This window comes from Sphingomonas adhaesiva (genome assembly GCF_036946305.1).
GTDB classification, from domain to species: Bacteria; Pseudomonadota; Alphaproteobacteria; order Sphingomonadales; family Sphingomonadaceae; genus Sphingomonas; species Sphingomonas adhaesiva_B.
In genome coordinates this window covers 232,447-257,030 of sequence record NZ_JAQIJJ010000005.1, presented here as the reverse complement: position 1 = coordinate 257,030, position 24,584 = coordinate 232,447, and the positions used below count along the sequence as shown (strand labels likewise).

Here is a 24,584-nt window from a genome sequence, read left to right as displayed (position 1 = left end):
GGGTGAGGGTGATCCGCTCACCCAGCCATGCCGTGGCGTCTCCCGGATGGCTCACGCCATCCGGGAGCGCCCGCACCTCACTGACACGCCAAGCACTCGTCATAATCCGTCGTCTCGCCGAACTCGTACTTCGGCTTCTCGATCGTGTTGTCGGTCTCCACCCCGCCGGCGAAACCCGCGCGCTGGACGCTCTTCGAGCGCAGATAATAGAGCGACTTGATGCCCAGTTCCCACGCACGATAGTGGAGCATCAGCAGATCCCATTTCTCGACATCGGCCGGGATGAACAGGTTGAGCGACTGCGCCTGGTCGATGAACGGGGTGCGGTCGCCGGCCAGTTCGAGCAGCCAGCGCTGGTCGATCTCGAACGAGGTCTTGTAGCAGTCCTTCTCGTCCTGCGTCAGGAAGTCGAGATGCTGGACCGAACCGCCATGCTCCAGGATCGAATTCCAGACGGTGTCCGAATTCTTGCTCTTCTCGACCAGCAGCTTTTCCAGATACGGGTTCCGGACCGAGAAGCTGCCCGACAGCGTCTTGTGGGTATAGATGTTGGCGGGGATCGGCTCGATGCAGGCGCTGGTGCCGCCGCAGATGATGCTGATCGACGCGGTCGGCGCGATCGCCATCTTGCAGGAGAAGCGCTCCATCACCCCCATGTCGGCGGCGTCGGGGCAGGGGCCGCGCTCCTGCGCGAGCATCATCGACGCCTCGTTCACCTGTGCGTTGACGTGGCGGAAGATGCGCAGGTTCCAGCTCTTGGCCATCGCCCCCTCGAACGGCAGCCCGCGCGCCTGGAGGAAGGAGTGGAAGCCCATGACGCCCAGCCCGACCGATCGCTCGCGCCCCGCGCTATAGGCGGCGCGCTCCATGCCCGGCTCGTGGCGGTCGATATAATCCTGAAGGACGTTGTCGAGGAAGCGCATCACGTCCTCGATGAAGCCCTTCTCGTCCTTCCACTCGTCCCACGTCTCCAGGTTGAGCGAGGAGAGGCAGCAGACCGCGGTGCGATCCTCGCCGAGATGGTCCTTGCCGGTCGGCAGCGTGATCTCGCTGCACAGGTTGGAGGTCGACACCTTGAGGCCCAGCTCGCGATGGTGCCGGGGCATGTTCCTGTTCACGTGATCGGCGAAGACGATATACGGCTCGCCGGTCGCCAGCCGGGTCTCGACCAGCTTCTGGAACAGCGCACGCGCGTCGACCTTGCCGCGAACCGACTGGTCCTTGGGCGATTTCAGCTCCCACTCCGCGCCGTCGCGCACCGCCTCCATGAAGGCATCGGGGATCAGCACGCCGTGGTGGAGGTTGAGCGCCTTGCGGTTGAAGTCGCCCGAGGGTTTGCGGATCTCCAGGAACTCCTCGATCTCCGGATGCGAGATGTCGAGGTAGCAGGCGGCCGAGCCGCGGCGCAGGCTGCCCTGCGAGATCGCGAGGGTGAGCGAATCCATCACGCGGACGAAGGGGATGATGCCGCTGGTCTTGCCGTTGAGGCCCACCGGTTCGCCGATGCCGCGGACATTGCCCCAATAGGTGCCGATGCCGCCGCCCCGCGAGGCGAGCCAGACATTCTCGTTCCACGTGTCGACGATGCCGTTGAGGCTGTCGGGGACGGAATTGAGATAGCAGCTGATCGGCAGGCCGCGGCCGGTGCCGCCGTTCGACAGCACCGGCGTCGCGGGCATGAACCACAGCCGGCTGATATAATCGTAGAGCCGCTGCGCGTGCGCGGCATCGTCGGCATAGGCCGAGGCGACGCGGACGAACAGGTCCTGATAGCTTTCGCCCGGCAGCAGGTAGCGGTCCTTGAGCGTTTCCTTGCCGAAATCGGTCAGCAGCGCGTCGCGGCCGTGGTCGACCTCGACCGGATACGGCTTCTTCAAGACGCCCTGCGTGGTGGTGGTGGTGGCGGTGTCGGTCGCCGCCTCGATCGTGTCGGTGGTCATCGCCTCGCCGTCCGTCCCTCTGAAATCCATGCCCGCCTGCGCTCCCGCGTTCCCGTATCGTTCGCGAATCGGGGAATGCCCCGATCCTACAAGGTCTTAGAACAGAACGGGAATCAAAAGGTCGCGCCGACCCTTCGCCTTCCCGTCGCGGCGGCGGTGACCGCCAGCGTCGTTCTACCACATCTGGGTCCGCCGATCGGCGTGACAGCTACAGATTGTGTCAGTTTGGGGAACGGCACAAGACGGTAAAAGGGTCCGCAACCGGCTCTACCGCGGGCGAAGGGGGCGGTGGCCGGCGGACGACGCGTGGACTTCCGCGGGGTTCGCGGATTGCAAGGGAACGGGGCGCGAACGCAAATATTTTCGGGCGGTCGCCTGGGTCTCTCCCTTGCGGGGAGAGGGAGGAAAGGGGCGATGTGGTCGCTTCTAGCCCTCTCCCCCGCGGGGAGAGGGTTGGGTGAGGGGCGGCCGCGGGCGGTGGCGCTGGTGGTGGGCGGTGCCGTGCCTCACGGCCCCTCACCCCGGCCCTCTCCCCGCAGGGGAGAGGGAGAAGGGGGCGACGTCGTTGCTTCTGGCCCTCTCCCCCGCGGGGAGAGGGTTGGGTGAGGGGCGGCCGCGGGCGGTGGCGCTGGTGGTGGGCGGTGCCGTGCCTCACGGCCCCTCACCCCGGCCCTCTCCTCGCAGGGGAGAGGGAGATCCGTTAGCGGCGGCCTTTGATCGCGCGCTTGGGTTTCCTGGCCGCGGCGGGCGGGACGTAGCCGGGTTCGCCGAGCCAGGCGCGTTCGCGGAACCACTTGGTGACGATATATTTGTCGCCGCGGATCACCGGCTTGCCCTGGTGGAGCGTGTAGCGGTTGGGCTTGCCGTCGGGGCCGATGTTGTTCCAGCACAGGATCGTGCCCTGCGTCGGCACGAATGCGTGGTCGAGATAGGCGAAGGCGGTCTCGCCGCCTTCCTCGGGCTCGTTGAGGTAGATCATCGCGGTCCAGGTGCGGTTGCCGCAGCGGTCGCGGTTGCTGGCGGTGTCGGGGTGGTGTTCCTCGAAATAATCGTGGTGCAGCTTGAACTCCTGCCCCACCGCATAGCGCTGGCCCTGGATCGGTTCGCCGCATTTGGGCGAGATGCCGAGCAGCATCGATAGCCTGAGGTCGAGCAGGCGCACGACCGGTGCGGCGGCGTCGAAGATGCACGTCTCGCTGGTGCGCGCGCCGGCATCGCCATAAGCGACGCGCGAGGGCTGCTTGTTGGCGTCGATGTAGCGCATCAGGATGTCGCATTCCTCGGGCGCGAGGAAGGCGGGCATCGTCCACAGCTCGACATGCGGGCTGGGGAAACGCTCCGCGCCCATGAAGCGGGTGGCGCGCAGCATATCCTCGTCGATGAGGGCCGCGATCGACAGGGGATCGGGAGCGATCGGTTGCTGGACAGTCACGCGCTATCTCCGTCGCGGTCGCGCTGCACGGCCGCCCTGCGAGGGAGGTAGGCGAACAGGGTAAAGCGCGCGTTAACGATGCTGGAGGAAAGGCGCCGTCACCCCAGGCCTGACCCGGGGTCCCGCTGTTATCCAACGTTGCAGAAAGAAGCGGGACCCCGGCTCAAGGCCGGGGTGACGAACGGAGGTCAGCCGCGCCCGCCGGAGGCGGCCTTGGCCAGCGGGGCCGGCTCCGCCGCCGGCGCGGGGGGGCTCAGGCGATCGCCGTCGACCGCATGGTCGAAGCGCAGCCCGGCGCGGCCGTCGCCGATCCAGCTGATCGTGGCGGGGGTCCATTGTCCCTCGCCCAGCTCGACGCGGACGGGATGGCCGATCGCCTCGTCGGGCAGATCGACCCCGTCGATCATCGCGCCGGTATCGGAGAGGTTGCGCAGCCGCACCTCGCCGCTCTCCTCGCCCAGCAGCAGCCGTACCGAGCGCAGCATCCGCTGGCGCGGCGCGCGGCTCTTCTTGAACCCGATCGGCACCGCGAAGCCGCCCGCGGCACCCAGCTGCTCGTGCACCTGCGCGGTGCGCGCGGGGCGGCCATAGACATAGCCCTGGATATGGCTGCACCCCAGGTCGCGGATCAGCGCGATCTCGTCCTGCTGCTCGACCCCCTCGGCGGTCGTCTCCATCCCCAGCGTCTCGGCCAGGCTGACGATCGCCTTGATGATCGCGGCGTTGCGGTTGCCCGGCTGGATCGCGCCGCGCACGAAGCTCTGATCGATCTTGATCTTGTCGAACGGCGCCTTCTTCAGATAGCCGAGCGAGGAATAGCCGGTGCCGAAATCGTCGAGCGCAAGCCGCACGCCCAGTCCCTTGAGCGCCCTGAACATCCGTTCCGACGAGGCATCCTCGTTGAGGAACACGCCCTCGGTGATCTCCAGTTCCAGCCGGTGCGGCGGCAGGCCCGACGCGCCCAGCGCGCTGGCGACGATGCCGGGCAGCGCGGGGTTGGCGAACTGGATCGGCGAGACGTTGACCGCGACGCGGACATGGTCGGGCCAGGTCGCCGCCTCCATGCAGGCGCTGCGCATCACCCATTCGCCGATCGTCTCGATCAGCCCGCATTCCTCCGCCACCGGCACGAAATCGGCCGGGCTGATGGACCCGCGCTCCGGATGGTCCCAGCGCAGCAGCGCCTCATAGCCCATGATGCGCTCGTCCGCGGTCGAGACGACGGCCTGATAGGTGAGGTGGAACTGGTTGCCGCCCAGCGCGGCGCGCAGGTCGTCCTCCAGCCGCTTGCGGTTCTGTGCGCCCTCCAGCAGCTCCTCGCGGTAGAAGCGGTGGACGCCGCGCCCGTCTGCCTTGGCGGCATAGAGCGCGAGGTCGGCGTTGCGCACCAGCGCCTCGGGCGTGTCGCCGTGAAGCGGAGCGACCGCGACGCCGACCGAACAGCCGATCGACAGCGTCGCGGACTGGATGTGATAGGGCAGCGACAGCGCGGCGATGACGCGGTCGGCGAGCATCCCCAGCCGGTCGCGATTGCCCTCGCCGGGGACGACCACCTGGAATTCGTCGCCGCCCAGCCGCCCGACGAGGCCGGCATCGCCGATGGTCCGCTGTAACCGTTGCGCCACCTCCTTGAGCAGTTCGTCGCCCATCTGGTGGCCCAGCGTGTCGTTGACCGCCTTGAACCGGTCGAGGTCGAGCAGCAGCAGCCCGGTGGAGGTGGGCGCGCCGCTGCGATGCGTCAGCGTCTGTTCCAGCGCGAGGCGCATGCGCTGGCGGTTGGCGAGCCCGGTGAGGCTGTCGAACAGCGCCAGCCGCGTGATCTCCGCCTCCGCGCGGCGCTGCTCGGTCAGGTCGGAGCCGGCGCCGGCGAATCCCTGAAACCGGCCCAGCTCGTCGATCAGCGGACGGCCGGAGATCGACCACCAGCGATCGGGCGCGCCATCCATCGCCGGGCGGATGCAATAATCCGCGAACGATGTGCGCGACGACAGATGGAAGGTCAGCGTCCGCTCGGTATCGACCAGCGCGCTGTCGACGCGGAACAGCGCGGTCAGCGGCTCGCCGATCGGCTCCACGCCCAGCCGGCGCAGCTCGCGCGCGACCTTTTCCGACAGATAGCGGACGCGGCCGTGGCGGTCGGCCTGCCAGAACCAGCCGGGGCCGTGTTCCTCGACGGTGGCGACCAGCAGGCGCGCGCGCTGCTGCTCCTGATGCGCGACGCGGCGCAGCCGGAAGGTGCGCTGCTCGACCAGCGCGAGCCGGGTCGTCGCAACGACATGGATCGCGGCCACCGCCACCGCGGCGAGCGACGCCTGGGTGATGCCGCGGGTCGCCACCACCATCGTCGCCAGCGTCGCCGCGAAGGCGATCGCGGCGGCGCGCGCGGGCTGGAACGCGATCGCGGTCAGCATCGTCGCGCCCAGCAGCGCGACCTGCCCGGCGGCGGCATCGTGCGGCGGCAGGGTGGCGGCGGAATCGAGCAGCAGCCCGATCGAGATCGCGATCCAGGTCGCCGCCAGCACCAGCGCCGCGATCCGCCGCACCGACGGCTGCCGCGCGGCGCGGGGATGCGCCAGCATCGCCCAGCCGGCGAGCGCGAGCGTCATCGCGGGCGCGGCGCGCGCCATGATCGTCGCGGGCGAATCGCCGCCCAGCCCCAGCGCGCGCTGCGCCAGCATCACCAGCCCGATCGCCGCCGCCAGCAGCATCAGCGCCGCGGCCGGCCACAAGGCGGCGCTGGCGGCGAGCGCGATGCGGCGCTCGTCTTCGACGATATCCTCGCGCGCGCCGCGCAGCCCGACCGCGTCGATCATGTCGCGCGGGGAGGGCAGGGCGGCGGAATCGAGCAGGCGGCGCATGGGGGAGATGGTAGGCGGGGGATGGTTACGGAAGGGTGTGCGGGGGACGTTTGCATGGCCGTCGCCGTCTCCGTCCCCGTCACCCCGGCCTTGAGCCGGGGTCCCGCTTCTTGCGTGGGTAAAGACAGAGCGGGACCCCGGCTCAAGGCCGGGGTGACGGAGCGATGGGGTGGATGGCGTGGATGGCTTGGGCCGGGCGGCGGTTGCGACGTTCGCGGGCACGATCTACAGCACGCGGCCATGACGACGACGATCCGCGAAGCCGACCTGATCGAGAGCGTGGCCGATGCGCTCCAGTTCATCAGCTACTATCACCCGATGGATTATATCCGCGCGCTGGGCGACGCCTATCGGGCCGAGCAGGGGCCGGCGGCGAAGGATGCGATCGCGCAGATCCTGACCAACAGCCGGATGTGCGCGGAGGGGCATCGCCCGATCTGCCAGGATACCGGCATCGTCAACGTGTTCGTCAAATGGGGCATGGACTGCCGGCTGGACGTGACCACGCGCTCGTTGCAGGAGGTCGTCGACGAAGGCGTGCGGCGCGCGTACCTGCACCCGGAGAACAAGCTGCGCGCCTCGGTGCTGGCCGATCCGGCGTTCACGCGGCGCAATACGAAGGACAATACGCCCTGCGTGCTGCACGTCGAGATGGTGCCGGGCAGCAAGGTGTCGGTCGATGTCGCGGCCAAGGGCGGCGGGTCGGAAAACAAGTCCAAGTTCAAGATGATGAACCCCAGCGATTCGATCGTCGACTGGGTGGTCGAGATGCTGCCGCAGATGGGCGCGGGCTGGTGCCCGCCCGGCATGCTGGGGATCGGCATCGGCGGGACGGCGGAGCATTGCGTGCTGCTCGCCAAGCAGGCGCTGATGGAGCCGATCGACATGGGCCAGCTGAAGGCGCGCGGGCCGAGGAACGATATCGAGGCGCTGCGGATCGAGATCTTCGACAAGGTCAATGCGCTGGGCATCGGCGCGCAGGGCCTGGGCGGGCTGTCCACGATCCTGGACGTGAAGATCAAGGACGCGCCGTGCCATGCCGCGGGCAAGCCGGTGGCGATGATCCCCAATTGCGCCGCGACGCGCCACGCGCATTTCACGCTCGACGGCAGCGGGCCGGCGTATCTGGAGGCGCCGAAGCTGGATGAGTGGCCCGACGTCAGCTGGACGCCCGACAAGGCCGCGATCCGCGTCGACCTCGACACGCTGACGCCCGACGTGGTGCAGTCGTGGAAGCAGGGCGACCGGCTGCTGCTCAACGGCAAGATGCTGACGGGCCGCGACGCCGCGCACAAGCGCATCGCGGACATGCTGGCGGCGGGCGAGGAGCTGCCGGTCGCGTTCCGGGGCCGCGTGATCTATTATGTCGGGCCGGTCGATCCGGTCGGCGAGGAAGTGGTCGGCCCCGCCGGCCCCACCACCGCGACGCGGATGGACAAGTTCACGCGCATGATGCTGGACCAGGGCCTGCTGGCGATGGTCGGCAAGGCGGAGCGCGGCCCGGCCGCGATCGACGCGATCCGCGATGCGAAGAGTGCCTATCTGATGGCGGTGGGCGGTGCGGCCTATCTGGTGGCGCGCGCGATCAAGGGCAGCAAGGTCGTCGGCTTCGAGGATCTGGGGATGGAGGCGATCTACGAATTCGAGGTCAGCGACTTCCCGGTGACCGTCGCGGTGGATAGCGAGGGCAACAACGTCCACCAGCTGGCGCCGCTGGTATGGCGCGAGAAGATCGCGAAGGAAGGATTGCTGGTCGGGGCGTGAGGGGGGAGATCGTCGTCGAACGCCCAATTGCGGACATTCTCGAAGCCTGCGAGAGTTGGTCTGTGAGCCGCGACCTAGAGAAAATTGCGTCTGATTGGATTGCGTTCGCTCGCTATGGGGCGAGTGAAGCGCCAGACCGGATTCACGCCGCCGGCTGGGTTTTGTACGATCTAGTGGAAGACGCGCCAGCTACAGCGTGGGACGTGATACAGATTGTTGTCCGAAGGCATACGTTGGGCGACCTATATTCATTTGCGAAAACAGAGGCCCAGGATATTGTCGGCCTCACGGCGGCAGGGCCTTTGGAAGATCTCATCTCTTCCTGTGGCCACGACTACATAGATGCCATCGAGCAGGAAGCGCACCGGGATCAGCGGATGGCTTGGACGCTTGGGGGCGTTTGGCAATCAACCACGCCGGACGAAGTCTGGTATCGAGTACAGCTCGTTGCTGATAATTCGTATTGGGAACGTCCGATGCGCAACGGCAGCTAACCACCAAAGTTCGTCATTCCCGCGAAGGCGGGAATCCATAAACGCTGACGTCGCGCCTCTATCGCCAGACCTGCGCGTATGGATCCCCGCCGCCGCGGGGATGACGGTGATGGCGGGGGCGGCGTTCTCACCCGCCCACATATGAGAAGAGGTTGCCGGATGTCGCCGTGGCGGCACCCGACAACCCCTAAACATGGTCAGCGGCCGGAGAGCTCCAGCCCGGGAGACCATGCAGGCCTCCAGAAATCCGTGGCGATCCGCGTTGACTGGGGGAGGATACCCCCCGCGGCGCGCCGGCGATCCCTAGAAGCGCGTCCCCCGAACGAACTGAACCGACCCCATTGCTGAACCATGAGACATCGGATCACCTCCTTTCGCTGGTTGATAACGAGCGCGGCCTTGTCGACCGCACCCGCAATGTGAGGCGGCGCGCGGGCACATGCAAGACTTGTATTTCGTGCGGAAACGGACGATTCTCGCCCGCTCGCGTCAACCGCGGCAATCCTCCACCACGCGCGCCAGCTCTGCCCAGGGCGGCAGCACCGTCGGCACCGTGCCGGGCTGTTCGATCGTGAAGCGCCCGCGGCTGAAGATCATCGCGTCGAGCAGCCGGTCGTTCGGATCGAGCCGCGCCGCGACATAGGCGGGGGTGCCGCCGGTCGGCTGCGCCGGGACGACGCGGGTCGCGGACGTGGTGCGGATGGTGAAGGCGCCCGGCGCCTGCCCCGCGCGCGACAGGAAGATCGCGCGTTCGCCGCGGTCGCAGCGCACCAGCACTGTCGCATCCGCGCCGGCGCGGCCATAGAGCGCGCGGCTGCCGCGGGCATCCTGCTGATAGGTCCAGGTGCCCGGGGTCCATGGCCGGTCCTGCCAGTCGACGGGCGCGGGCAGGGGCGCGGCGGTCGTCGGCACCGGGGCGGGGGTCGGCACCGGCGCGGGCGGCGGCGCGGGCGGGGGCACGCAGCCGGCGAGCAGGGTCGCGAGAAGCAGGGTCGCGGTGGAGAGGGGCGCGGCGGGGACGGCCGGTGGCGGGGAGAACGCGGGACGGGTCACCCCTGCGGCTATGCCGGAAGGCGCGCGCCGGCTCAACCGTGCGCCCCGGAACCGGCGCGGCGGGCCGTGGGTTCTCCGCGGCGACAGCTACATTCCTGATCGGAGACCCTATGAGCGACGACGCGCCGACGCAGATCCTGGTGCAGGCGAACGTGTCCGGCACGATGAAGGTCGACAGCCGCGACGGCGACCACATCGGCTCGGTCAGCGCCTTCATGATCCACAAGACGACCGGGCGCACCACGCATGCGGTGCTGAGCCTGGGCGGGTTCCTGGGGATGGGGAAGAGCTATTATCCGCTGCCGTTCGCGCTGTTGCAGTTCGATGCGGTGCGCGACGTCTATGTCGTGACGGTGGACCGACGGCTGCTGGAGGGCGGGCCGAGCTGGGCCAACAACGCGCCGGTGTTCGACCAGGCCTATGCCGACCGGGTGGCGAGTTACTACCAGGTGGAGCGGGAGAATCTGGCGTTGGTGTGAAGGCGAGTTTAGCCCCTTCCCTTCAGGGGAGGGGTTGGGGGTGGGGGAGGTCTCACCGAGACCGTCGCCCGTGACTGCCCCACCCCAACCCCTCCCCTGAAGGGGAGGGGCTTTTCGTTTCAGCCGCCCTGGATCACCCATTCATGGTTCTCGATCAGCCAGGCGGGGACCGGATGGCCGTCCGCATCCAGCGACGGGCGATAGCGGAAGCGTTTCTGGATCAGGCGGCAGGTGGTGTCGTCGAGCGTCGGGTTACCGCTCGACCGCAGGATCTCGCAGGTGCGGACGCGGCCGTCGGTCCAGACCATGAACTTGACCGTGACGGTGCCGTGGATCCCCGCCTCGCCGACCGCGCCGGGATAGTCGCCGTCGTTGAGCCGCCCGCGCAGCCAGCGCGGCGGCGTCTCGTCCATGCCGCCGCCATCGCCGTCGCCCCGGCCGCCGCTGCCGGTGCCGTCGCCGACACCGCCCGCACCGGTGCCGGGGCCGGCGCGCGGGGCGGCACCCTGCGTCGCGTCATTGCCCGCGAAGGGCTTGAGTGCGACCGTGATCGGCGGCGGGGGGCAGCGGCACGACCACGATCGGGCGCGGGGCGGTGACCTCGGTCGCCTGCGAGCGGATATTGGGCGGCGCGGCGCGGCCGGACGGGCGGGAAGTGTGCGTCTTCTTCGGTATCACCTTCGCGGGCGGTCGCGGCGGGGGCGGGGGCAGGACGCGGAACAGCGCGAGGCCGTCGTCCACCTTCGCGCGGATCGTGGCCCCGGCGAGGCCGGTCAGCAGCGCCCAGCCCATCGCCGCGGTGACCGCGGCGGCGGCCAGCGCGGCACCGAGGCGTTCCTGGCGGGGCGGGGCGTACATGGGATTGGGTCTAGCGTGGGTGGGATGAATGGGGGCTGAGGGGGGCTGGGGGTACAGAGGCCGCGCCCATCCTCTTCGTCATGCCGGACTTGTTCCGGCATCCAGGGTTCAGCGCGCCTCACCCTCGCTGGGTGAGCGGAACCCTGGACCCCGGAACAAGTCCGGGGTGACGATTGCGTGGGGTGAGGGGCGCGCCACCGTCATCTCTTACCGCCGAACTTGCGCTGGGTCTTGCCGAAGCGGGTCTTGCGGGTGCCGGGCTTGCCCTCGTTGCTGCGGCCCATCAGCGGCGCCTTCTGATGCTCGACGGGAAGGCCCAGCTCCTCCTGCTCCAAGGCACGGATCTCGTCGCGCAAGCGGCCGGCTTCCTCGAACTCCAAGTCCGATGCGGCCTTGCGCATCTTCTTCTCCAGCTCCTCGATATAGGCGCGCAGGTTGTGGCCGACCATGTGCGGGCGGTCCTCATCGATCTCGACGGTGACCTGGTCCTTCGAGGCGACGTGCGCGATGATGTCGCCGATGTTCTTGCGCACCGTCTGCGGCGTGATGCCGTGTTCGAGGTTGTACGCCTCCTGCTTCTCGCGGCGGCGCGCGGTTTCGTTCATCGCGCGTTCCATGCTGCCGGTGATGCGGTCGGCATAGAGGATGACGCGCCCGTCGACGTTGCGCGCGGCGCGGCCGATGGTCTGGATCAGCGAGGTTTCCGATCGCAGGAAGCCTTCCTTGTCGGCGTCGAGGATCGCGACCAGCCCGCATTCGGGGATGTCGAGCCCCTCGCGCAGCAGGTTGATGCCGATCAGCACGTCATAGACGCCCAGCCGCAGGTCGCGGATCAGCTCGATGCGCTCCAGCGTTTCGACGTCCGAATGCATGTAGCGGACCTTGATCCCCGCCTCGTGCATGTACTCGGTCAGATCCTCCGCCATCCTTTTGGTCAGCGTGGTGACCAGCGTGCGATAGCCGAGCGCGGTGGTCTTGCCGCATTCGACGATCAGGTCCTGCACCTGCTCCTCGACCGGCTTGATCTCGACCGGGGGATCGATGAGGCCGGTGGGGCGGATGACCTGTTCGGCGAAGACGCCACCGGCCTGCTCCATCTCCCACGTGCCCGGGGTGGCGGAAACGCAGACGGTCTGCGGGCGCATCGCGTCCCATTCGTTGAAGCGCAGCGGGCGGTTGTCGATGCACGACGGCAGGCGGAAGCCATACTCCGCCAGCGTGATCTTGCGACGATGGTCGCCACGCGCCATGCCGCCGACCTGCGGCACGGTCTGGTGGCTTTCGTCGACGAACAGCAGCGCGTTCTCGGGCAGATATTCGAACAAGGTGGGCGGCGGCTCGCCGGGGAGGCGGCCGGTGAGGAAGCGGCTGTAATTCTCGATGCCGTTGCAGCTGCCGGTGGCGGCGATCATCTCCAGGTCGAAATGCGTGCGCTGCTCCAGCCGCTGGCGTTCGAGCAATTTGCCCTCCGCCTCCAGCTCCTTGAGCCGCTCGGTCAATTCGTGGCGGATCGCGTCGGCGGCCTGCTTCATCGTCGGGCCGGGGGTGACATAGTGCGAATTGGCGTAGATGCGGATCGAGTTCAGCGACGCCGATTTCTGCCCGGTCAGCGGATCGAACTCGACGATCTCCTCGATCTCGTCGCCGAAGAAGGACACGCGCCACGCGCTGTCCTCGTAATGCGAGGGGAAGATTTCGAGATTGTCGCCCTTCACGCGGAAGTTGCCGCGCTGGAAGGCGGCGTCGTTGCGCTTGTATTGCAATGCCACCAGCTTGCGCACGATCTCGCGCTGGTCGACGCTCTGCCCCTTCTTCAGGTCGAAGATCATCGCCGAATAGGTTTCGACCGAGCCGATGCCGTACAGGCAGGACACGGATGCGACGATGATGACGTCGTCGCGCTCCAGCAGCGCGCGCGTCGCCGAGTGGCGCATCCGGTCGATCGATTCATTCACCGAGCTTTCCTTCTCGATGTACGTATCCGACCGCGGCACATAGGCCTCCGGCTGGTAGTAATCGTAATAACTGACGAAATATTCGACCGCATTGTGCGGGAAGAAGCTCTTGAACTCGCCATAGAGCTGCGCGGCGAGGATCTTGTTGGGGGCGAGGATCAGCGCGGGGCGTTGCAGCGCCTCGATCACCTTGGCCATGGTGAAGGTCTTGCCCGAGCCCGTGACGCCGAGCAGCACCTGGTCCTTCTCCCCCGCCAGCGCGGCGTCGACCAGCTCGCCGATCGCGGTCGGCTGATCGCCGGAGGGTTCATAGTCGCTGACCAGTTCGAAGCGCTTGCCGCCCTCCACCTTGGCCGGGCGCTGCGGCCGGTGGGGCACGAACGACTCGCCGGTTTCGGGTTCGGCCAGGTTGGTGCGGATCTGGATCGCCATCGTCGCGATATGGGGAAGGTCGAAAACGGGAACAAGCGCAGGATGATTTGCGATCCATTCGCAAAAAAAGCTTGCATCATGTGTGGCAAGAGTATCTTGCGGGGTGGCGGGCGAACGGCCAGATGGCGCGTGTTGCGTTGCAGGGTCGCGTCGCGGCCTGTCGCCGCCTGTCGTCCGCCGGCAGCGGGAAGACCCCGCCGGCGCGCACGCCGATGCCATCGCCATGGAGACTGACTGAGTGAACATGCATGTCCGCGCGCCCGTGCTGATCCCCGACAGCGCCGCCTTCACGACGGTGGCGGTGAAGTGGGTGAAGCATTGGAACGAGCATCTGTTCAGCTTCGCGGTGGAGCGGCCGGCGTCGTTCCGCTTCCGCTCGGGCGAGTTCGTGATGCTGGGGCTGCCGGGTCTGCCCGGCGCGGACGGTCAGCCGGGCAAGCCGGTGATGCGCGCCTATTCGATCGCCAGCCCGTCATGGGCGGAGGAGCTGGAGTTCCTGTCGATCAAGGTCACGGACGGCCCGCTGACCGGGCGGTTGCAGGCGGTGAAGCCGGGCGATCAGCTGTACCTGGGCAAGAAGCCGACGGGGACGCTGGTGCTCGACGCGCTGCTGGGGGGCAAAAGGCTGTTCATGCTGTCGACCGGCACCGGCCTTGCACCGTTCCTGTCGGTGGCGCGCGATCCGGAGGTGTATGAGCGGTTCGAGCAGGTGGTGATCGTCCATGGCGTGCGCCGGGTCGACGATCTGGCGTGGCGCGACATGCTGACCGCGCAGCTGGCGGACGATCCGCTGGTGGCGGATCAGGCGCTGTTGCAGTTCCACTATCTGCCCGCGGTCACGCGCGAACAATTCCACACGATGGGGCGGATCACGACGCTGATCGAGGACGGGCGGCTGTTCGATGCGCCGGTGGTGGGGGAGCGGAAGTTCGATCCGGAGACGGATCGCGTGATGCTGTGCGGGTCGACCGAGATGATCCGCGAGACCGCGGGGATGCTGGAGGCGGCCGGGCTGATCGAGGGGTCGAACGCGAACCCCGGGCAGTTCGTGATCGAGCGGGCGTTCGTGGGGTGACGGAGGTTTGGTGGCTGTCACCCTCACCCTTCCGGCGCTTCGCGCCTCCCTCCCTCTCCCCATGGGAGAGGGAAGGGGCCCATCGGCAAAGCCGATGGGAAGGGTGAGGGTGACGCCCGTAACCTATACCCGCACCATCCCCTTCATCACCTTGTCGAGCGTCAGCGGATAGTCGCGGATGCGCGCGCCGCACGCGTTATAGACCGCGTTTGCCACCGCCGCGCCGGCGCCGCACAGGCCGAGTTCGCCGACGCCCTTGGCCTTCATCGGCGAACTCTTGTCGTCGAGCGTGTCGAGGAAGACGACCTCCTGATGCGGCACGTCCAAGTGGACGGGGACGTGATATTCGGCGAGGTCGTGGTTGACGAAATAGCCGAAGCGCGGGTCGACCACCGCATCCTCCATCAGCGCAGCGCCGATCCCCATCGACATGCCGCCGATCACCTGGCTGCGCGCGGAGACGGGGTTGAGGATGCGGCCGGCGTCGAACACGCCGGCCATGCGGCGCACGCGGATCTCGCCGGTATAGGCATCGACGCCCGCCTCGACGAAATGCGCGCCGAACGTCGCCTGCGCATAATCGTCGTTGAGGCGGCCGAACTCGATCGTGTCCTCGCCGCTGATGCCGTCGTCGCCCGCGGCCTTCGCCAGATCGACCGAGCGGTTGCCGCTGGTCACCTTGCCGTCGGCGAAGGTGATGTCATCCGAATTGAACCCCAGTTTCTGCGCGATGCGGCGGCGCAGGTCGACGCAGGCGGCATAGACGCCCGCGGTCGAGCTGTTGCCGCCCCATTGCCCGCCCGATCCGGCGGATTCGGGAAAGCGGCTGTCGCCCAGCAGGACGACGACCTTGTCGAGCGGCACGCCCATCATCTCCGCCGCGGTCTGCGCGATGATCGTGTAGCTGCCGGTGCCGATGTCGGTCATGTCGGTGGCGACGGTGACGACGCCCTTGCGATCCACGCCGACGCGCGCGCCGCTCTTCATGTTCATATTGTTGCGGAACGCCGCCGCCACGCCCATGCCGACCCACCAGCGGCCGTCGCGGACCTGCCCCGGCGTCGCGTTGCGGCGCGACCAGCCGAAGCGGCGCGCGCCTTCCTCCAGACAGCGCACCAGATGGCGGTCGGAGAAGGGGCGCTCCGGCTTTTCGGGATCGACCATCGTGTCGTTGAGGATGCGGAAGCGCACCGGGTCGATGCCGAGCTTCTCCGCCATCTCGTCCATCGCGACCTCCAGCGCCATCATGCCGGGCGCTTCGCCGGGCGCGCGCATCGCATTGGCCTCGGGCAGGTCGAGCACCGCGAGCCGCGTCTCGGTCAGGCGGTTGGCGCCGGCGTAGAGCAATTGCGTCTGGTTGGCCGCCGTCTCCGGCCCGCCGCCGGGAAGGTCGCCCGACCAGGTCTGGTGCGCGATCGCGGTGATCTTGCCGCTTTTGTCGGCGCCGATGCGGATGCGCTGGATCGTCGCCGGGCGATGGGTGGTGTTGTTCATCACCTGCGGCCGCGCCAGCGCGACCTTCACCGGGCGCTTCGCGGCGCGCGCGGCGAGCGCGGCCATCACCGCGTCGGAGCGCACCCACAGCTTCCCGCCGAAGCCGCCGCCGATATAGGGCGAGACGACGCGGATCTTCTCCTTGGGGATCAGCAGCGTCTCGCTCATGTCGCGCACCGCCCAGGCGATCATCTGGTTGGAGGTCCACAGCGTCAGCCGGTCACCCTCCCACGCGGCGATGGTGGCGTGCGGCTCCATCATCGTATGGCTCTGGTCGGGCGTGGTATAGGTGGCGTCGAGCGTCACCGGCGCCGCGGCGAAGGCGCCCGCGAAGTCGCCGCGCGCGGTCTTCATCTTCTCGCCCGGTGCGATCTCTGCGGCGGGCTTGGCGGCGACGAGGTCGTAGCGGCCCCTGGTGCGGGCATAGTCGACGCGGACGCGCTTCGCCGCGTCGCGCGCCTGTTCGAACGTCTCCGCGACGACGACGGCGACCGCCTGGTCATAATGTTCGACCGTGGGGCCGGCGAGCATCGTGGCGGTGTGCGCCTTCGCCTTGGCCAGCTTGCCCGCATTCTGGTGCGTGACGACGGCGATGACGCCGGGCGCGCGCATCGCATCGGCGGTGTCGATGCGGGTGATGCGACCCCGGGCGACCGAACTGCCGACGATCACGCCATAGGCATGGCCGGGCGCGACGTCGTTGCGTTCATAGGCGTAGGGCGCGGTGCCGCTGACCTTGAGCGGGCCGTCGATGCGCGGGGTCGGCTTGCCGATCACCCGGCCCTGATCGATCGGGTTGGTGCCCGCGGGCGTCTCGAACTTCATGCGCGCGCTCCTTCCGCCAGTACCGCGGCGAGCGTGCGCTCCGCCAGCGGCAGCTTGAAGGCGTTCTGTTCGGTGGGGGTGGCGCCGGCGAAGGCGGCGTCGGTGATCGCCTTCGAGCCCGCATCGACGCGCTGTTCCGCCGCAGCCACCCGCCACGGGCGATGCGCGACGCCGCCGAAGGCGATCCGCGCCGGTCCCTTTATGGGGTTCAGCACCGCCGCGACCGAGACGGCGGCAAAGGCATAGGAGGCGCGGTCGCGCACCTTGCGATAGATGTGGGTGCCGCCGATCGGCGCGGGGAGGGTGACCGCGGTGATCATCTCGGCGGGCTTGAGCGCGGTTTCGACCCAGGGGGTGTTGCCGGGCAGGCGGTGGAAGTCGGCGATCGGGATGCTGCGCGTCGCGCCGGTGGCGTCGACCGTCTCCACCGTGGCGTCGAGCGCGCGCATCGCCACCGCCATGTCGCCGGGATAGGTGGCGATACAATCCTTGCTGGTGCCGATCACCGCCAGATTGCGGCTGAACCCGCCGATCGCGGCGCAGCCGGAGCCGGGCGCGCGCTTGTTGCACGGCTGGTTGGTGTCGTAGAAATAGGGGCAGCGGGTGCGCTGGAGCAGATTGCCCGCGGTGGTCGCCTTGTTGCGCAACTGGCCCGAGGCGGCCGACAGCAAGGCGCGCGACAGCACGCCGTAATCGCGGCGCACGCGCGGGTCGGCGGCGAGCGCGGTGTTGCGGACCAGCGCGCCGATGCGCAGGCCCCCGTCCGCGGTCGTCTCCACCGTGTCGAGGCCGAGGCGGTTGACATCGACCAGGTGGCGCGGCGTCTCCACCTGCAATTTCATGAGGTCGAGCAGGTTGGTGCCGCCCGCGACGAACTTCGCGCCCGGCGTCCGCGCCACCGCGGCGGCGGCGGCGGCGGGGGTGGCGGCGCGTTCGTAGGTGAAGGGCTTCATGCCACGTCCTTCCCGGCGACGTCGGCGATCGCGGCGATGATGTTGGAATAAGCGGCGCAGCGGCAGATGTTGCCGCTCATCCGCTCGCGCAGCTCCTCGCCGGTCAGCGTCGGGGCGGCGGCGAGGTCGGCGGCGACATAGCTGGGGACGCCGTCCTTCACCTCCTGCAACACGGCGACGCTGCTCATGATCTGGCCGGGGGTGCAGTATCCGCATTGATAGCCGTCGTGTTTCACGAACGCGGCCTGCATCGGGTGGAGATCGCCGGGACGCCCCAGCCCCTCGATCGTGGTGATCGCGTCGCCATCGTGCATCACCGCCAGCGTCAGGCAGGAGTTGATGCGCCGGCCCTCGACGATGACGGTGCAGGCGCCGCACTGGCCGTGGTCGCACCCCTTCTTGCTGCCGGTCAGCGCCAGATGCTCGCGCAGCGCGTCGAGCAGCGTCACGCGCGGGTCGATGTCCAGCGTGCGCTTGCGCCCGTTGACGGTGAACGTGACCGGCAGGGTGGGGGCGGGCGGCTCGGGCGTGCCGGGCTGTGCCGCGGCATCGAGCGGGACGGCGCCCGCGGCAGCGGCGGCCGCGCCGCCGACGAGCGCACTGCGGCGCGAAAGGGTGAAACCGGGATCGTTGCTCATGATGGCCCTGTTGGTCGCACGCTGCGGATCGAGCGGCAAGCAGGGGAACGACGCGGATCGGGATGGTATCCGACTGTATTCGGGGGGATATGGAGATAGGGGCGGGAGCGTACTGTTCGTCGCCCCGGACTTGATCCGGGGTCCCGCTTCTTTCGCGACGGAGGTGGAGAAGCGGGACCCCGGGTCAAGCCCGGGGTGACGACGGAAATGTAGCGGGCTAGGCTGCCCCAAAGGAGAACCCCGATGGCGACCGTGACCCCGCACCCTTTCGCCTTCCCCGATGCGGCGCTCGCCGACCTCAAGGCGCGGCTGGCGGCGACGCGCTGGCCGGAGCGCGAGCCGGTCGACGGGTGGCAGCAGGGCGCGCCGCTCGACCGCGTCCGCGCGCTGTGCGACCATTGGCGCGACCGGCACGACTGGCGCGCGTGCGAGGCGCGGCTGAACGCGCTGAACCCCTGCATGACCGACATCGACGGGCTGGACATCCACTTCCTCCATGTCCGCTCGCCGGAGCCGGATGCGATGCCGCTGATCCTGACGCACGGCTGGCCGGGATCGGTGATCGAGTTCCTGGAGACGGTGGGGCCACTCAGCGATCCGCGCGCGCATGGCGGGGATTCGCGCGACGCCTTCCACCTCGTGATCCCGTCGCTGCCGGGTTATGGCCTGTCGGGCAAGCCGCGCGATACCGGCTGGAACGTGGAGCGGATCGCGGCGGCGTGGATCGTGCTGATGAAGCGGCTCGGCTACGACCGGTTCATGGCGCAGGGCGGCGACTGGGGTTCCGCCGTCACCAGCGCGATCGGGGCGAGCGGCGATCCGGCGGTGCTGGGCATCCACGTCAACATGGTGGTCGCCGGACCGGCGGAGGACCAGCTGGGCGACCTGACCGATGGCGAGAAAGCGGCGCTGGCGGCGGGGCGTTACTATCAGGAATGGGGCAATGGCTATGCCGTGCTGCAATCCACGCGGCCGCAGACGATCGGCTATGCGCTGACCGACTCGCCGGTGGGGCAGGCGGCGTGGATCTACGAGAAGTTCGGCGACTGGACCGATCACGGCGGCGGCGACGGGCCGGGCGCGCCGGAGGCGGCGCTGTCGCCGGACCGGATGCTCGACAATATCACGCTCTACTGGCTGAGCGCGACCGCGGCCTCCTCCGCGCGGCTGTACTGGGAGAGCTTCCGCCAGTTCACCGGCAAGACGGTGACGATCCCGGTTGGGTGCAGCATCTTCCCGCGTGAGATTTTTCGCGCGTCGCGGCGCTGGGCCGGGCGGCGCTACACCAACATCGTCCATTGGGGCGAGCTGCCGCGCGGCGGGCATTTCGCCGCGTTCGAACAGCCCGCGCTGTTCGTGGACGAGGTACGCGCGACGCGGCGTGCGCTGCCATGAAGGGTGGTGCCGCAATCGACGATGCGGTATGTGCGTTGCCAAATGAAACGAACGGCTTGAGGAGAGCGACGATGGCCACCGTGGCGACCATGGACACCCCCCATTATGCCCCCGGCGAGTGGGAGGCGCGCGTCGACCTCGCCGCCGCGTACCGGTTGGTGGCGCTGTACGGGTGGGACGATCTGATCTTCACGCATCTGTCGGCGCGGGTGCCGGGGCCGGAGCATCATTTCCTGATCAACCCCTATGACATGATGTTCGAGGAGATCACCGCCTCCTCGCTGGTGAAGATCGATGTCGAGGGCAAGCCGGTCGGCGCGACGACGCATCCGGTCAACCCGGCGGGGTTCACGATCCACTCCGCGATCCACATGGCGCGCGAGGATGCGCAGGCGGTGATGCACCTCCACACGCCGCACGGGCAGGCGGTGAGCGCGATGGAATTCGGGCTGTTGCCGCACACCCAGACCGCGATGATCGCTAGCCACGACGTCGCCTATCACGATTACGAGGGGATCGCGACCGACCTGGAGGAGCGCGAGCGGCTGGTGGCGGACATCGGCGACAAGAATGCGATGATCCTGCGCAACCACGGCACGCTGGCGGTGGGCGACAGCGTCGCCTCGTGCTTCCTGCGGCTCTATTTCCTGGAGCGCGCGTGCGAGGCGCAGGTGCTGATGCTGTCCGCCGGGCGCGACGGCCTCAACAACCCGCCGCAGGGCGTCGAGGACAAGGTGGCGGGGCAGTCCAACCCCAAGGGCATGGGCGGGCTGGCGCAGAAGCTCGCGTGGCCGGCGCTGCTGCGCAAGCTCGACCGGATCGATCCCAGCTATCGGCATTGATGTTTGCGTCACCCCGGCCTTGAGCCGGGGTCCCGCTTCTTCCGCGACGGTGGAGAATCAGCGGGACCCCGGGTCAAGCCCGGGGTGACGGGTGAGCGGCGTCCTTCACCACCACGGATACCCCTTCGGCATGTCCGTCGCGATGCGGCCGGGGAAGGCGGGGGCGCGCTTTTCCAGGAACGCCGCGACGCCCTCGCGCACGTCCGGCCCCGCGCCCAGCCGCTGCGCGAAGGGGCCATCCACCGCCAGCAGGTCGAACGGCAGCGGCGCGCCCGCGAAGCGCCACAGCATCTGACGCGTCAGCGCGATCGAGACGGGCGCGGTGTGGTCGGCGATCTCCTGCGCGATCGCGCGGGCGCGCGGCAACAGCGCGTCGGGGGCGAGCACCTCGCTCACCAGCCCGCCCGCCAGCGCCTCCGCGGCGTCGAACACGCGGCCCGACAGGCACCAGCGCAGCGCCTGCGGCAGCCCGACCAGCTGCGGCAGGAACCACGCGCTCCCTGCCTCCGGCACCAGCCCGCGGCGCGCGAAGACGAAGCCGATCTTCGCGGTGTCGGAAGCGATGCGGATGTCGCACGGCAGGGTGAGCGTGATGCCGACGCCGACCGCGGGGCCGTTGATCGCCGCGATCGTCGGCTTGGCGGAATCGAACAGCGCGCCGACGAACCCCGCGCCGTCGCGCGGGCGGTCGGGCGCGGCGAAGTTCGGCCCCGCCGCGCCGAAGCTCTCCGCCCCGCCCGATATGTCCGCGCCCGCGCAGAAGCCGCGCCCCGCACCGGTCAGGACGATCGCGCGCACCGCATCGTCGGCATTCGCCTGCGCGATGGCATCGGTGATCTCCGCGCCCATGACGGCGGTATAGGCGTTGAGCTTGTCGGGGCGGTGCAGCGTGATCGTCGCCACCGCCCCGTCCACCGCATAGTCGATCTGCTCATAGGCCATTGATCGCTCTCCCATTTTATTAGGTCGATCGACTTATATGATGTGTGGTGACGTGGCGAGACGTATCTCGACCCGCCTACGGCAGACCCTTCGAGACGAGGCTTCGACAGGCTCAGCCTCTCCTCAGAGCGAACGGTCTTCCGTCCGAAGGGGGGAATTGGCGTGAGACCGGGTGAGCCGTCACCCCGGCCCTGACCCGGGGTGACGCGAAGGAGAAATGGAAAAGGCCCCGGCATCGCTGCCGGGGCCTTTCCTGTTTCTGCCCTGATGGCGGTCGCTTAGTCGCGGTCGCCGGTCAGGAAGGCGGGGGCGAAGGCCGGGGCGTCGCCGTCGTCCTTGGCGCCGTCGCTGCGCTCGCGGCGCGGGCCGCGCCCACCCTCGCGGTCGCCGCGGGGGGCGCCGTCACGGTCGCCACGGCCTTCGCGGCGCGGGCCACGGCCACCGCCGTCGCGATCACCACGGGGACCGCCTTCGCGACGCGGGCCGCGGTCGCTGCGCTCGCCACGATCACCGCGCGGCTCGCGTGCCGGGCGGGTGTCCTCCAGCTCGGCGCCGGTTTCCTGATCGACGACGCGCATCGACAGGCGCACCTTGCCGCGCGGGTCGATCTCCAGGACCTTGACCTTCACTTCCTGGCCCTCGGAGACGACGTCGGTCGGCTTCTCGACGCGCTCGTTCTTCATCTCGGAGACGTGGACGAGGCCGTCCTTGCCGCCCATGAAGTTCACGAACGCACCGAAGTCGACGATGTTGACGACCTTGCCGGTGTAGATCTTGCCGACCTCGGCCTCCTCGACCAGCCCCTTGATCCACGCGATCGCCGCGTCGATCTGCGCCGGGTCGGACGACGACACCTTGATGACGCCCTCGTCGTCGATATCGACCTTCGCGCCGGTGGTGGCGACGATCTCGCGGATCACCTTGCCGCCGGTGCCGATGACGTCGCGGATCTTCGACTTGTCGATCGAGAAGGTCTCGATCCGCGGCGCATGCGCCGACAGCTCGGTCCGGGTCGACGACAGCGCCTTGGCCATCTCGCCCAGGATGTGCGCGCGGCCTTCCTTCGCCTGCGCCAGCGCGACCTTCATGATCTCCTCGGTGATGCCGGCGATCTTGATGTCCATCTGAAGGCTGGTGATGCCCTCCGACGTGCCCGCCACCTTGAAGTCCATGTCGCCCAGGTGATCCTCGTCACCCAGGATGTCGGACAGGACCGCGAAGTTCTTGCCCTCCAGGATCAGGCCCATCGCGATGCCCGAGACGGGGCGCTTGATCGGCACGCCGGCGTCCATCAGCGACAGCGAGCCGCCGCAGACGGTGGCCATCGAGGACGAGCCGTTCGACTCGGTGATGTCCGACGTCACGCGGATCGTGTAGGGGAACTCCTCCTTCGTCGGCAGCACGGCGTGCAACGCGCGCCAGGCGAGCTTGCCGTGACCGACGTCACGCCGCGACGGCGCGCCGAAGCGGCCCACTTCGCCGACCGAATAGGGCGGGAAGTTATAGTGCAGCATGAAATGCTGGTACGACAGGCCGTTGAGGCCGTCGATCATCTGCTCCGCATCGCGCGTGCCCAGCGTGGTGGTGGCGATGGTCTGCGTCTCGCCGCGGGTGAACAGCGCCGAGCCGTGCGCACGCGGCAGGAAGTGGACCTCGGCCTCGATCGGGCGCACCGTCTTGGTGTCGCGGCCGTCGATGCGGCGCCCGGTCTTCAGGATCGCGGTGCGGACGATCTCCGCCTCCAGCTTCTTCACCAGCTTCAGGCTGGCGAGATAGGCCTGCGGATCGCTGTCCTTCAGGTCCGCCATGCCCTCGCGCGCCTTGGTGCGCGCGTCGTTGATCGCGGTCTGGCGCGCCTGCTTGTCGGTCAGCTTGTAGGCCGCCTCCAGGTCCTTGCCGATCAGCTTCTTCAGCTTGGTCTTCACCGCCGCGCTGTCGGCCTGGACCTTCAGCTCCCACGGCTCCTTCGCGGCCTGCTCGGCGAGGCGGATGATCGCCTTGATGACGTCCTGCGACGCCTTGTGCGCGAACATCACCGCGCCCAGCATCACGTCCTCGGACAGTTCGCTGGCCTCGGACTCGACCATCATCACCGCGTCATGGGTGGCGGCGACCATCAGGTCCAGGTCGCCGGTCGCGACCTCCGCGTCCGATGGGTTGAGCTGATACTCGCCGTCCTTGTAGCCGACGCGCGCCGCGCCGATCGGCCCCATGAAGGGCACGCCCGACAGCGTCATCGCGGCCGAGGCGGCGATCATCGCCAGCAGGTCCGGCTCGTTCTCGCCGTCATACGACATCACCTGCGCGATGCAGTTGACCTCGTTGTAGAAGCCCTCCGGGAACAGCGGGCGCAGCGGGCGGTCGATCAGCCGGCTGACCAGCGTCTCACGCTCGGTGGCGCCACGCTCGCGCTTGAAGAAGCCGCCGGGGATGCGGCCGCTGGCGGAGAACTTCTCCTGATAGTGAACCGTCAGCGGGAAGAAGTCCTGGCCTTCCTTCACGCTCTTGGCCGCGGTGACGGCGCACAGCACGACCGTTTCGCCGAGCGTCGCGAGCACCGCGCCGTCGGCCTGACGCGCCACGCGGCCCGTCTCCAGAGTGAGGGTCTTTCCGCCCCACTCGATTTCCACCTTCTTGGTATCGAACATTGTGTTTCCTTCACACCCCGGTGCGGATCACGCGGGGGGCCTTTGAGCGAGCCAGTATCGGCTCGTTGGGGAGAAGACCGGATTGCCTCTTCCCCACCACCCCGGCGGAGGCCGGGGTCCAGCTCCAGCCGCTGGATGAGCGCTCCCGCGCTCGTACTTGCTGGATCCCGGATCGGAGTCCGGGATGACAAAAAGGCGACCCTAAGGCCGCCTTTCCGTCACTTGCGAAGACCCAGCTTCGCGATCAGGGCGAGATAGCGATCGCCTTCGGTCTTGCGGAGATAGTCCAGCAGCGAGCGCCGCTTGTTGACCATCATCAGCAGGCCGCGACGCGAATGGTTGTCCTTCGCATGACCCTTGAAATGCTCGGTCAGGTTCTTGATCCGCTCGGTCAGGATGGCGACCTGCACCTCGACGGAACCGGTATCGCCCTCGTTGCGGGCGTGTTCCTTGATGACTTCCTGACGGCGTTCGGCGGTGATCGACATTCAAGCTTCCTTCGACATC

At 68.4% G+C, this 24,584-nt stretch carries 19 protein-coding genes; 6 read left to right on the top strand and 13 right to left on the bottom strand.

Going from position 1 to position 24,584, the window contains the following annotated elements; all coding sequences use genetic code 11:
- Positions 1–77: 77 nt before the first annotated feature.
- The 3 genes from PGN14_RS10260 to PGN14_RS10250 all read right to left on the bottom strand — a co-directional run bounded on the left by PGN14_RS10260 (position 78) and on the right by PGN14_RS10250 (position 6,230).
- Positions 78–1,970, bottom strand: a complete 1,893-nt coding sequence (locus PGN14_RS10260; RefSeq protein WP_335299419.1) for a ribonucleoside-diphosphate reductase subunit alpha — start codon at positions 1,968–1,970, stop codon at positions 78–80.
- A gap of 670 nt (positions 1,971–2,640) precedes the next feature.
- On the bottom strand, positions 2,641–3,372 hold the full coding sequence (locus tag PGN14_RS10255; protein ID WP_335299418.1) for a prolyl hydroxylase family protein: 732 nt from the start codon (positions 3,370–3,372) through the stop codon (positions 2,641–2,643).
- A 188-nt stretch (positions 3,373–3,560) separates the two neighbouring features.
- Entirely contained in the window at positions 3,561–6,230 is a 2,670-nt protein-coding gene (locus PGN14_RS10250; RefSeq protein ID WP_335299417.1) for an EAL domain-containing protein, read from the bottom strand.
- A gap of 240 nt (positions 6,231–6,470) precedes the next feature.
- On the opposite strand from PGN14_RS10250, the gene PGN14_RS10245 reads away from it, so the two are divergent.
- The gene (locus PGN14_RS10245; RefSeq protein WP_335299416.1) at positions 6,471–7,994 is read left to right on the top strand and encodes a fumarate hydratase; all 1,524 of its coding nucleotides are present in this window, start codon (positions 6,471–6,473) and stop codon (positions 7,992–7,994) included.
- A gap of 62 nt (positions 7,995–8,056) precedes the next feature.
- On the top strand, positions 8,057–8,488 hold the full coding sequence (locus PGN14_RS10240) for a DUF6869 domain-containing protein (RefSeq protein ID WP_335299415.1): 432 nt from the start codon (positions 8,057–8,059) through the stop codon (positions 8,486–8,488).
- Between the two features lie 489 nt (positions 8,489–8,977).
- Here the strand turns inward: PGN14_RS10240 and PGN14_RS10235 are convergent, their stop codons facing one another.
- Positions 8,978–9,541 carry a hypothetical protein gene (locus PGN14_RS10235; RefSeq protein WP_335299414.1) on the bottom strand — a complete coding sequence of 188 codons (564 nt, stop codon included), beginning with the start codon at positions 9,539–9,541 and terminating at the stop codon, positions 8,978–8,980.
- A gap of 110 nt (positions 9,542–9,651) precedes the next feature.
- Between PGN14_RS10235 and PGN14_RS10230 the strand changes: the two genes are divergently transcribed.
- On the top strand, positions 9,652–10,020 hold the full coding sequence (locus tag PGN14_RS10230) for a PRC-barrel domain-containing protein (RefSeq protein ID WP_335299413.1): 369 nt from the start codon (positions 9,652–9,654) through the stop codon (positions 10,018–10,020).
- A 119-nt stretch (positions 10,021–10,139) separates the two neighbouring features.
- Here PGN14_RS10230 and PGN14_RS10225 read toward each other — a convergent pair whose 3' ends face one another.
- The 3 genes from PGN14_RS10225 to uvrB all read right to left on the bottom strand — a co-directional run bounded on the left by PGN14_RS10225 (position 10,140) and on the right by uvrB (position 13,265).
- On the bottom strand, positions 10,140–10,433 hold the full coding sequence (locus PGN14_RS10225; protein WP_335299412.1) for an energy transducer TonB: 294 nt from the start codon (positions 10,431–10,433) through the stop codon (positions 10,140–10,142).
- 103 nt (positions 10,434–10,536) lie between these two features.
- Positions 10,537–10,878 (bottom strand): hypothetical protein, encoded by a 342-nt coding sequence (locus PGN14_RS10220; protein WP_335299411.1) that lies wholly within the window; start codon positions 10,876–10,878, stop codon positions 10,537–10,539.
- Between the two features lie 200 nt (positions 10,879–11,078).
- Positions 11,079–13,265, bottom strand: a complete 2,187-nt coding sequence (gene uvrB, locus PGN14_RS10215) for an excinuclease ABC subunit UvrB (RefSeq protein WP_335299410.1) — start codon at positions 13,263–13,265, stop codon at positions 11,079–11,081.
- Positions 13,266–13,509: 244 nt separating this feature from the next.
- Here uvrB and PGN14_RS10210 point away from each other — a divergent pair, with 244 nt between their 5' ends.
- Positions 13,510–14,340, top strand: a complete 831-nt coding sequence (locus PGN14_RS10210; RefSeq protein WP_335299498.1) for a ferredoxin--NADP reductase — start codon at positions 13,510–13,512, stop codon at positions 14,338–14,340.
- A gap of 123 nt (positions 14,341–14,463) precedes the next feature.
- On the opposite strand, the gene paoC is transcribed toward PGN14_RS10210, so the two are convergent.
- Genes paoC through paoA form a run of 3 tightly spaced genes read right to left on the bottom strand, consistent with a single transcriptional unit; the run spans position 14,464 to position 18,250 of the window.
- Positions 14,464–16,659 (bottom strand): aldehyde oxidoreductase molybdenum-binding subunit PaoC, encoded by a 2,196-nt coding sequence (gene paoC / locus PGN14_RS10205; RefSeq protein ID WP_335299409.1) that lies wholly within the window; start codon positions 16,657–16,659, stop codon positions 14,464–14,466.
- Positions 16,656–17,612, bottom strand: a complete 957-nt coding sequence (locus tag PGN14_RS10200) for an FAD binding domain-containing protein (RefSeq protein ID WP_335299408.1) — start codon at positions 17,610–17,612, stop codon at positions 16,656–16,658. Before PGN14_RS10200 ends, paoC begins: the two co-directional genes overlap by 4 nt.
- Entirely contained in the window at positions 17,609–18,250 is a 642-nt protein-coding gene (paoA, locus tag PGN14_RS10195) for an aldehyde dehydrogenase iron-sulfur subunit PaoA (RefSeq protein WP_335299407.1), read from the bottom strand. Before paoA ends, PGN14_RS10200 begins: the two co-directional genes overlap by 4 nt.
- Before the next feature lie 243 nt (positions 18,251–18,493).
- On the opposite strand from paoA, the gene PGN14_RS10190 reads away from it, so the two are divergent.
- The gene (locus tag PGN14_RS10190; protein WP_335299406.1) at positions 18,494–19,645 is read left to right on the top strand and encodes an epoxide hydrolase family protein; all 1,152 of its coding nucleotides are present in this window, start codon (positions 18,494–18,496) and stop codon (positions 19,643–19,645) included.
- 71 nt (positions 19,646–19,716) lie between these two features.
- Positions 19,717–20,487 (top strand): class II aldolase/adducin family protein, encoded by a 771-nt coding sequence (locus PGN14_RS10185; RefSeq protein ID WP_335299405.1) that lies wholly within the window; start codon positions 19,717–19,719, stop codon positions 20,485–20,487.
- Between the two features lie 105 nt (positions 20,488–20,592).
- On the opposite strand, the gene PGN14_RS10180 is transcribed toward PGN14_RS10185, so the two are convergent.
- From PGN14_RS10180 to rpsO, 3 genes are all read right to left on the bottom strand, one after another.
- A complete protein-coding gene (locus PGN14_RS10180) occupies positions 20,593–21,429 on the bottom strand; it encodes an enoyl-CoA hydratase-related protein (RefSeq protein ID WP_335299404.1) in 837 nt (278 codons plus the stop codon).
- A gap of 278 nt (positions 21,430–21,707) precedes the next feature.
- On the bottom strand, positions 21,708–24,077 hold the full coding sequence (pnp, locus tag PGN14_RS10175; RefSeq protein WP_335299403.1) for a polyribonucleotide nucleotidyltransferase: 2,370 nt from the start codon (positions 24,075–24,077) through the stop codon (positions 21,708–21,710).
- Positions 24,078–24,295: 218 nt separating this feature from the next.
- The gene (gene rpsO / locus PGN14_RS10170; RefSeq protein ID WP_335299402.1) at positions 24,296–24,565 is read right to left on the bottom strand and encodes a 30S ribosomal protein S15; all 270 of its coding nucleotides are present in this window, start codon (positions 24,563–24,565) and stop codon (positions 24,296–24,298) included.
- Positions 24,566–24,584 lie beyond the last annotated feature (19 nt).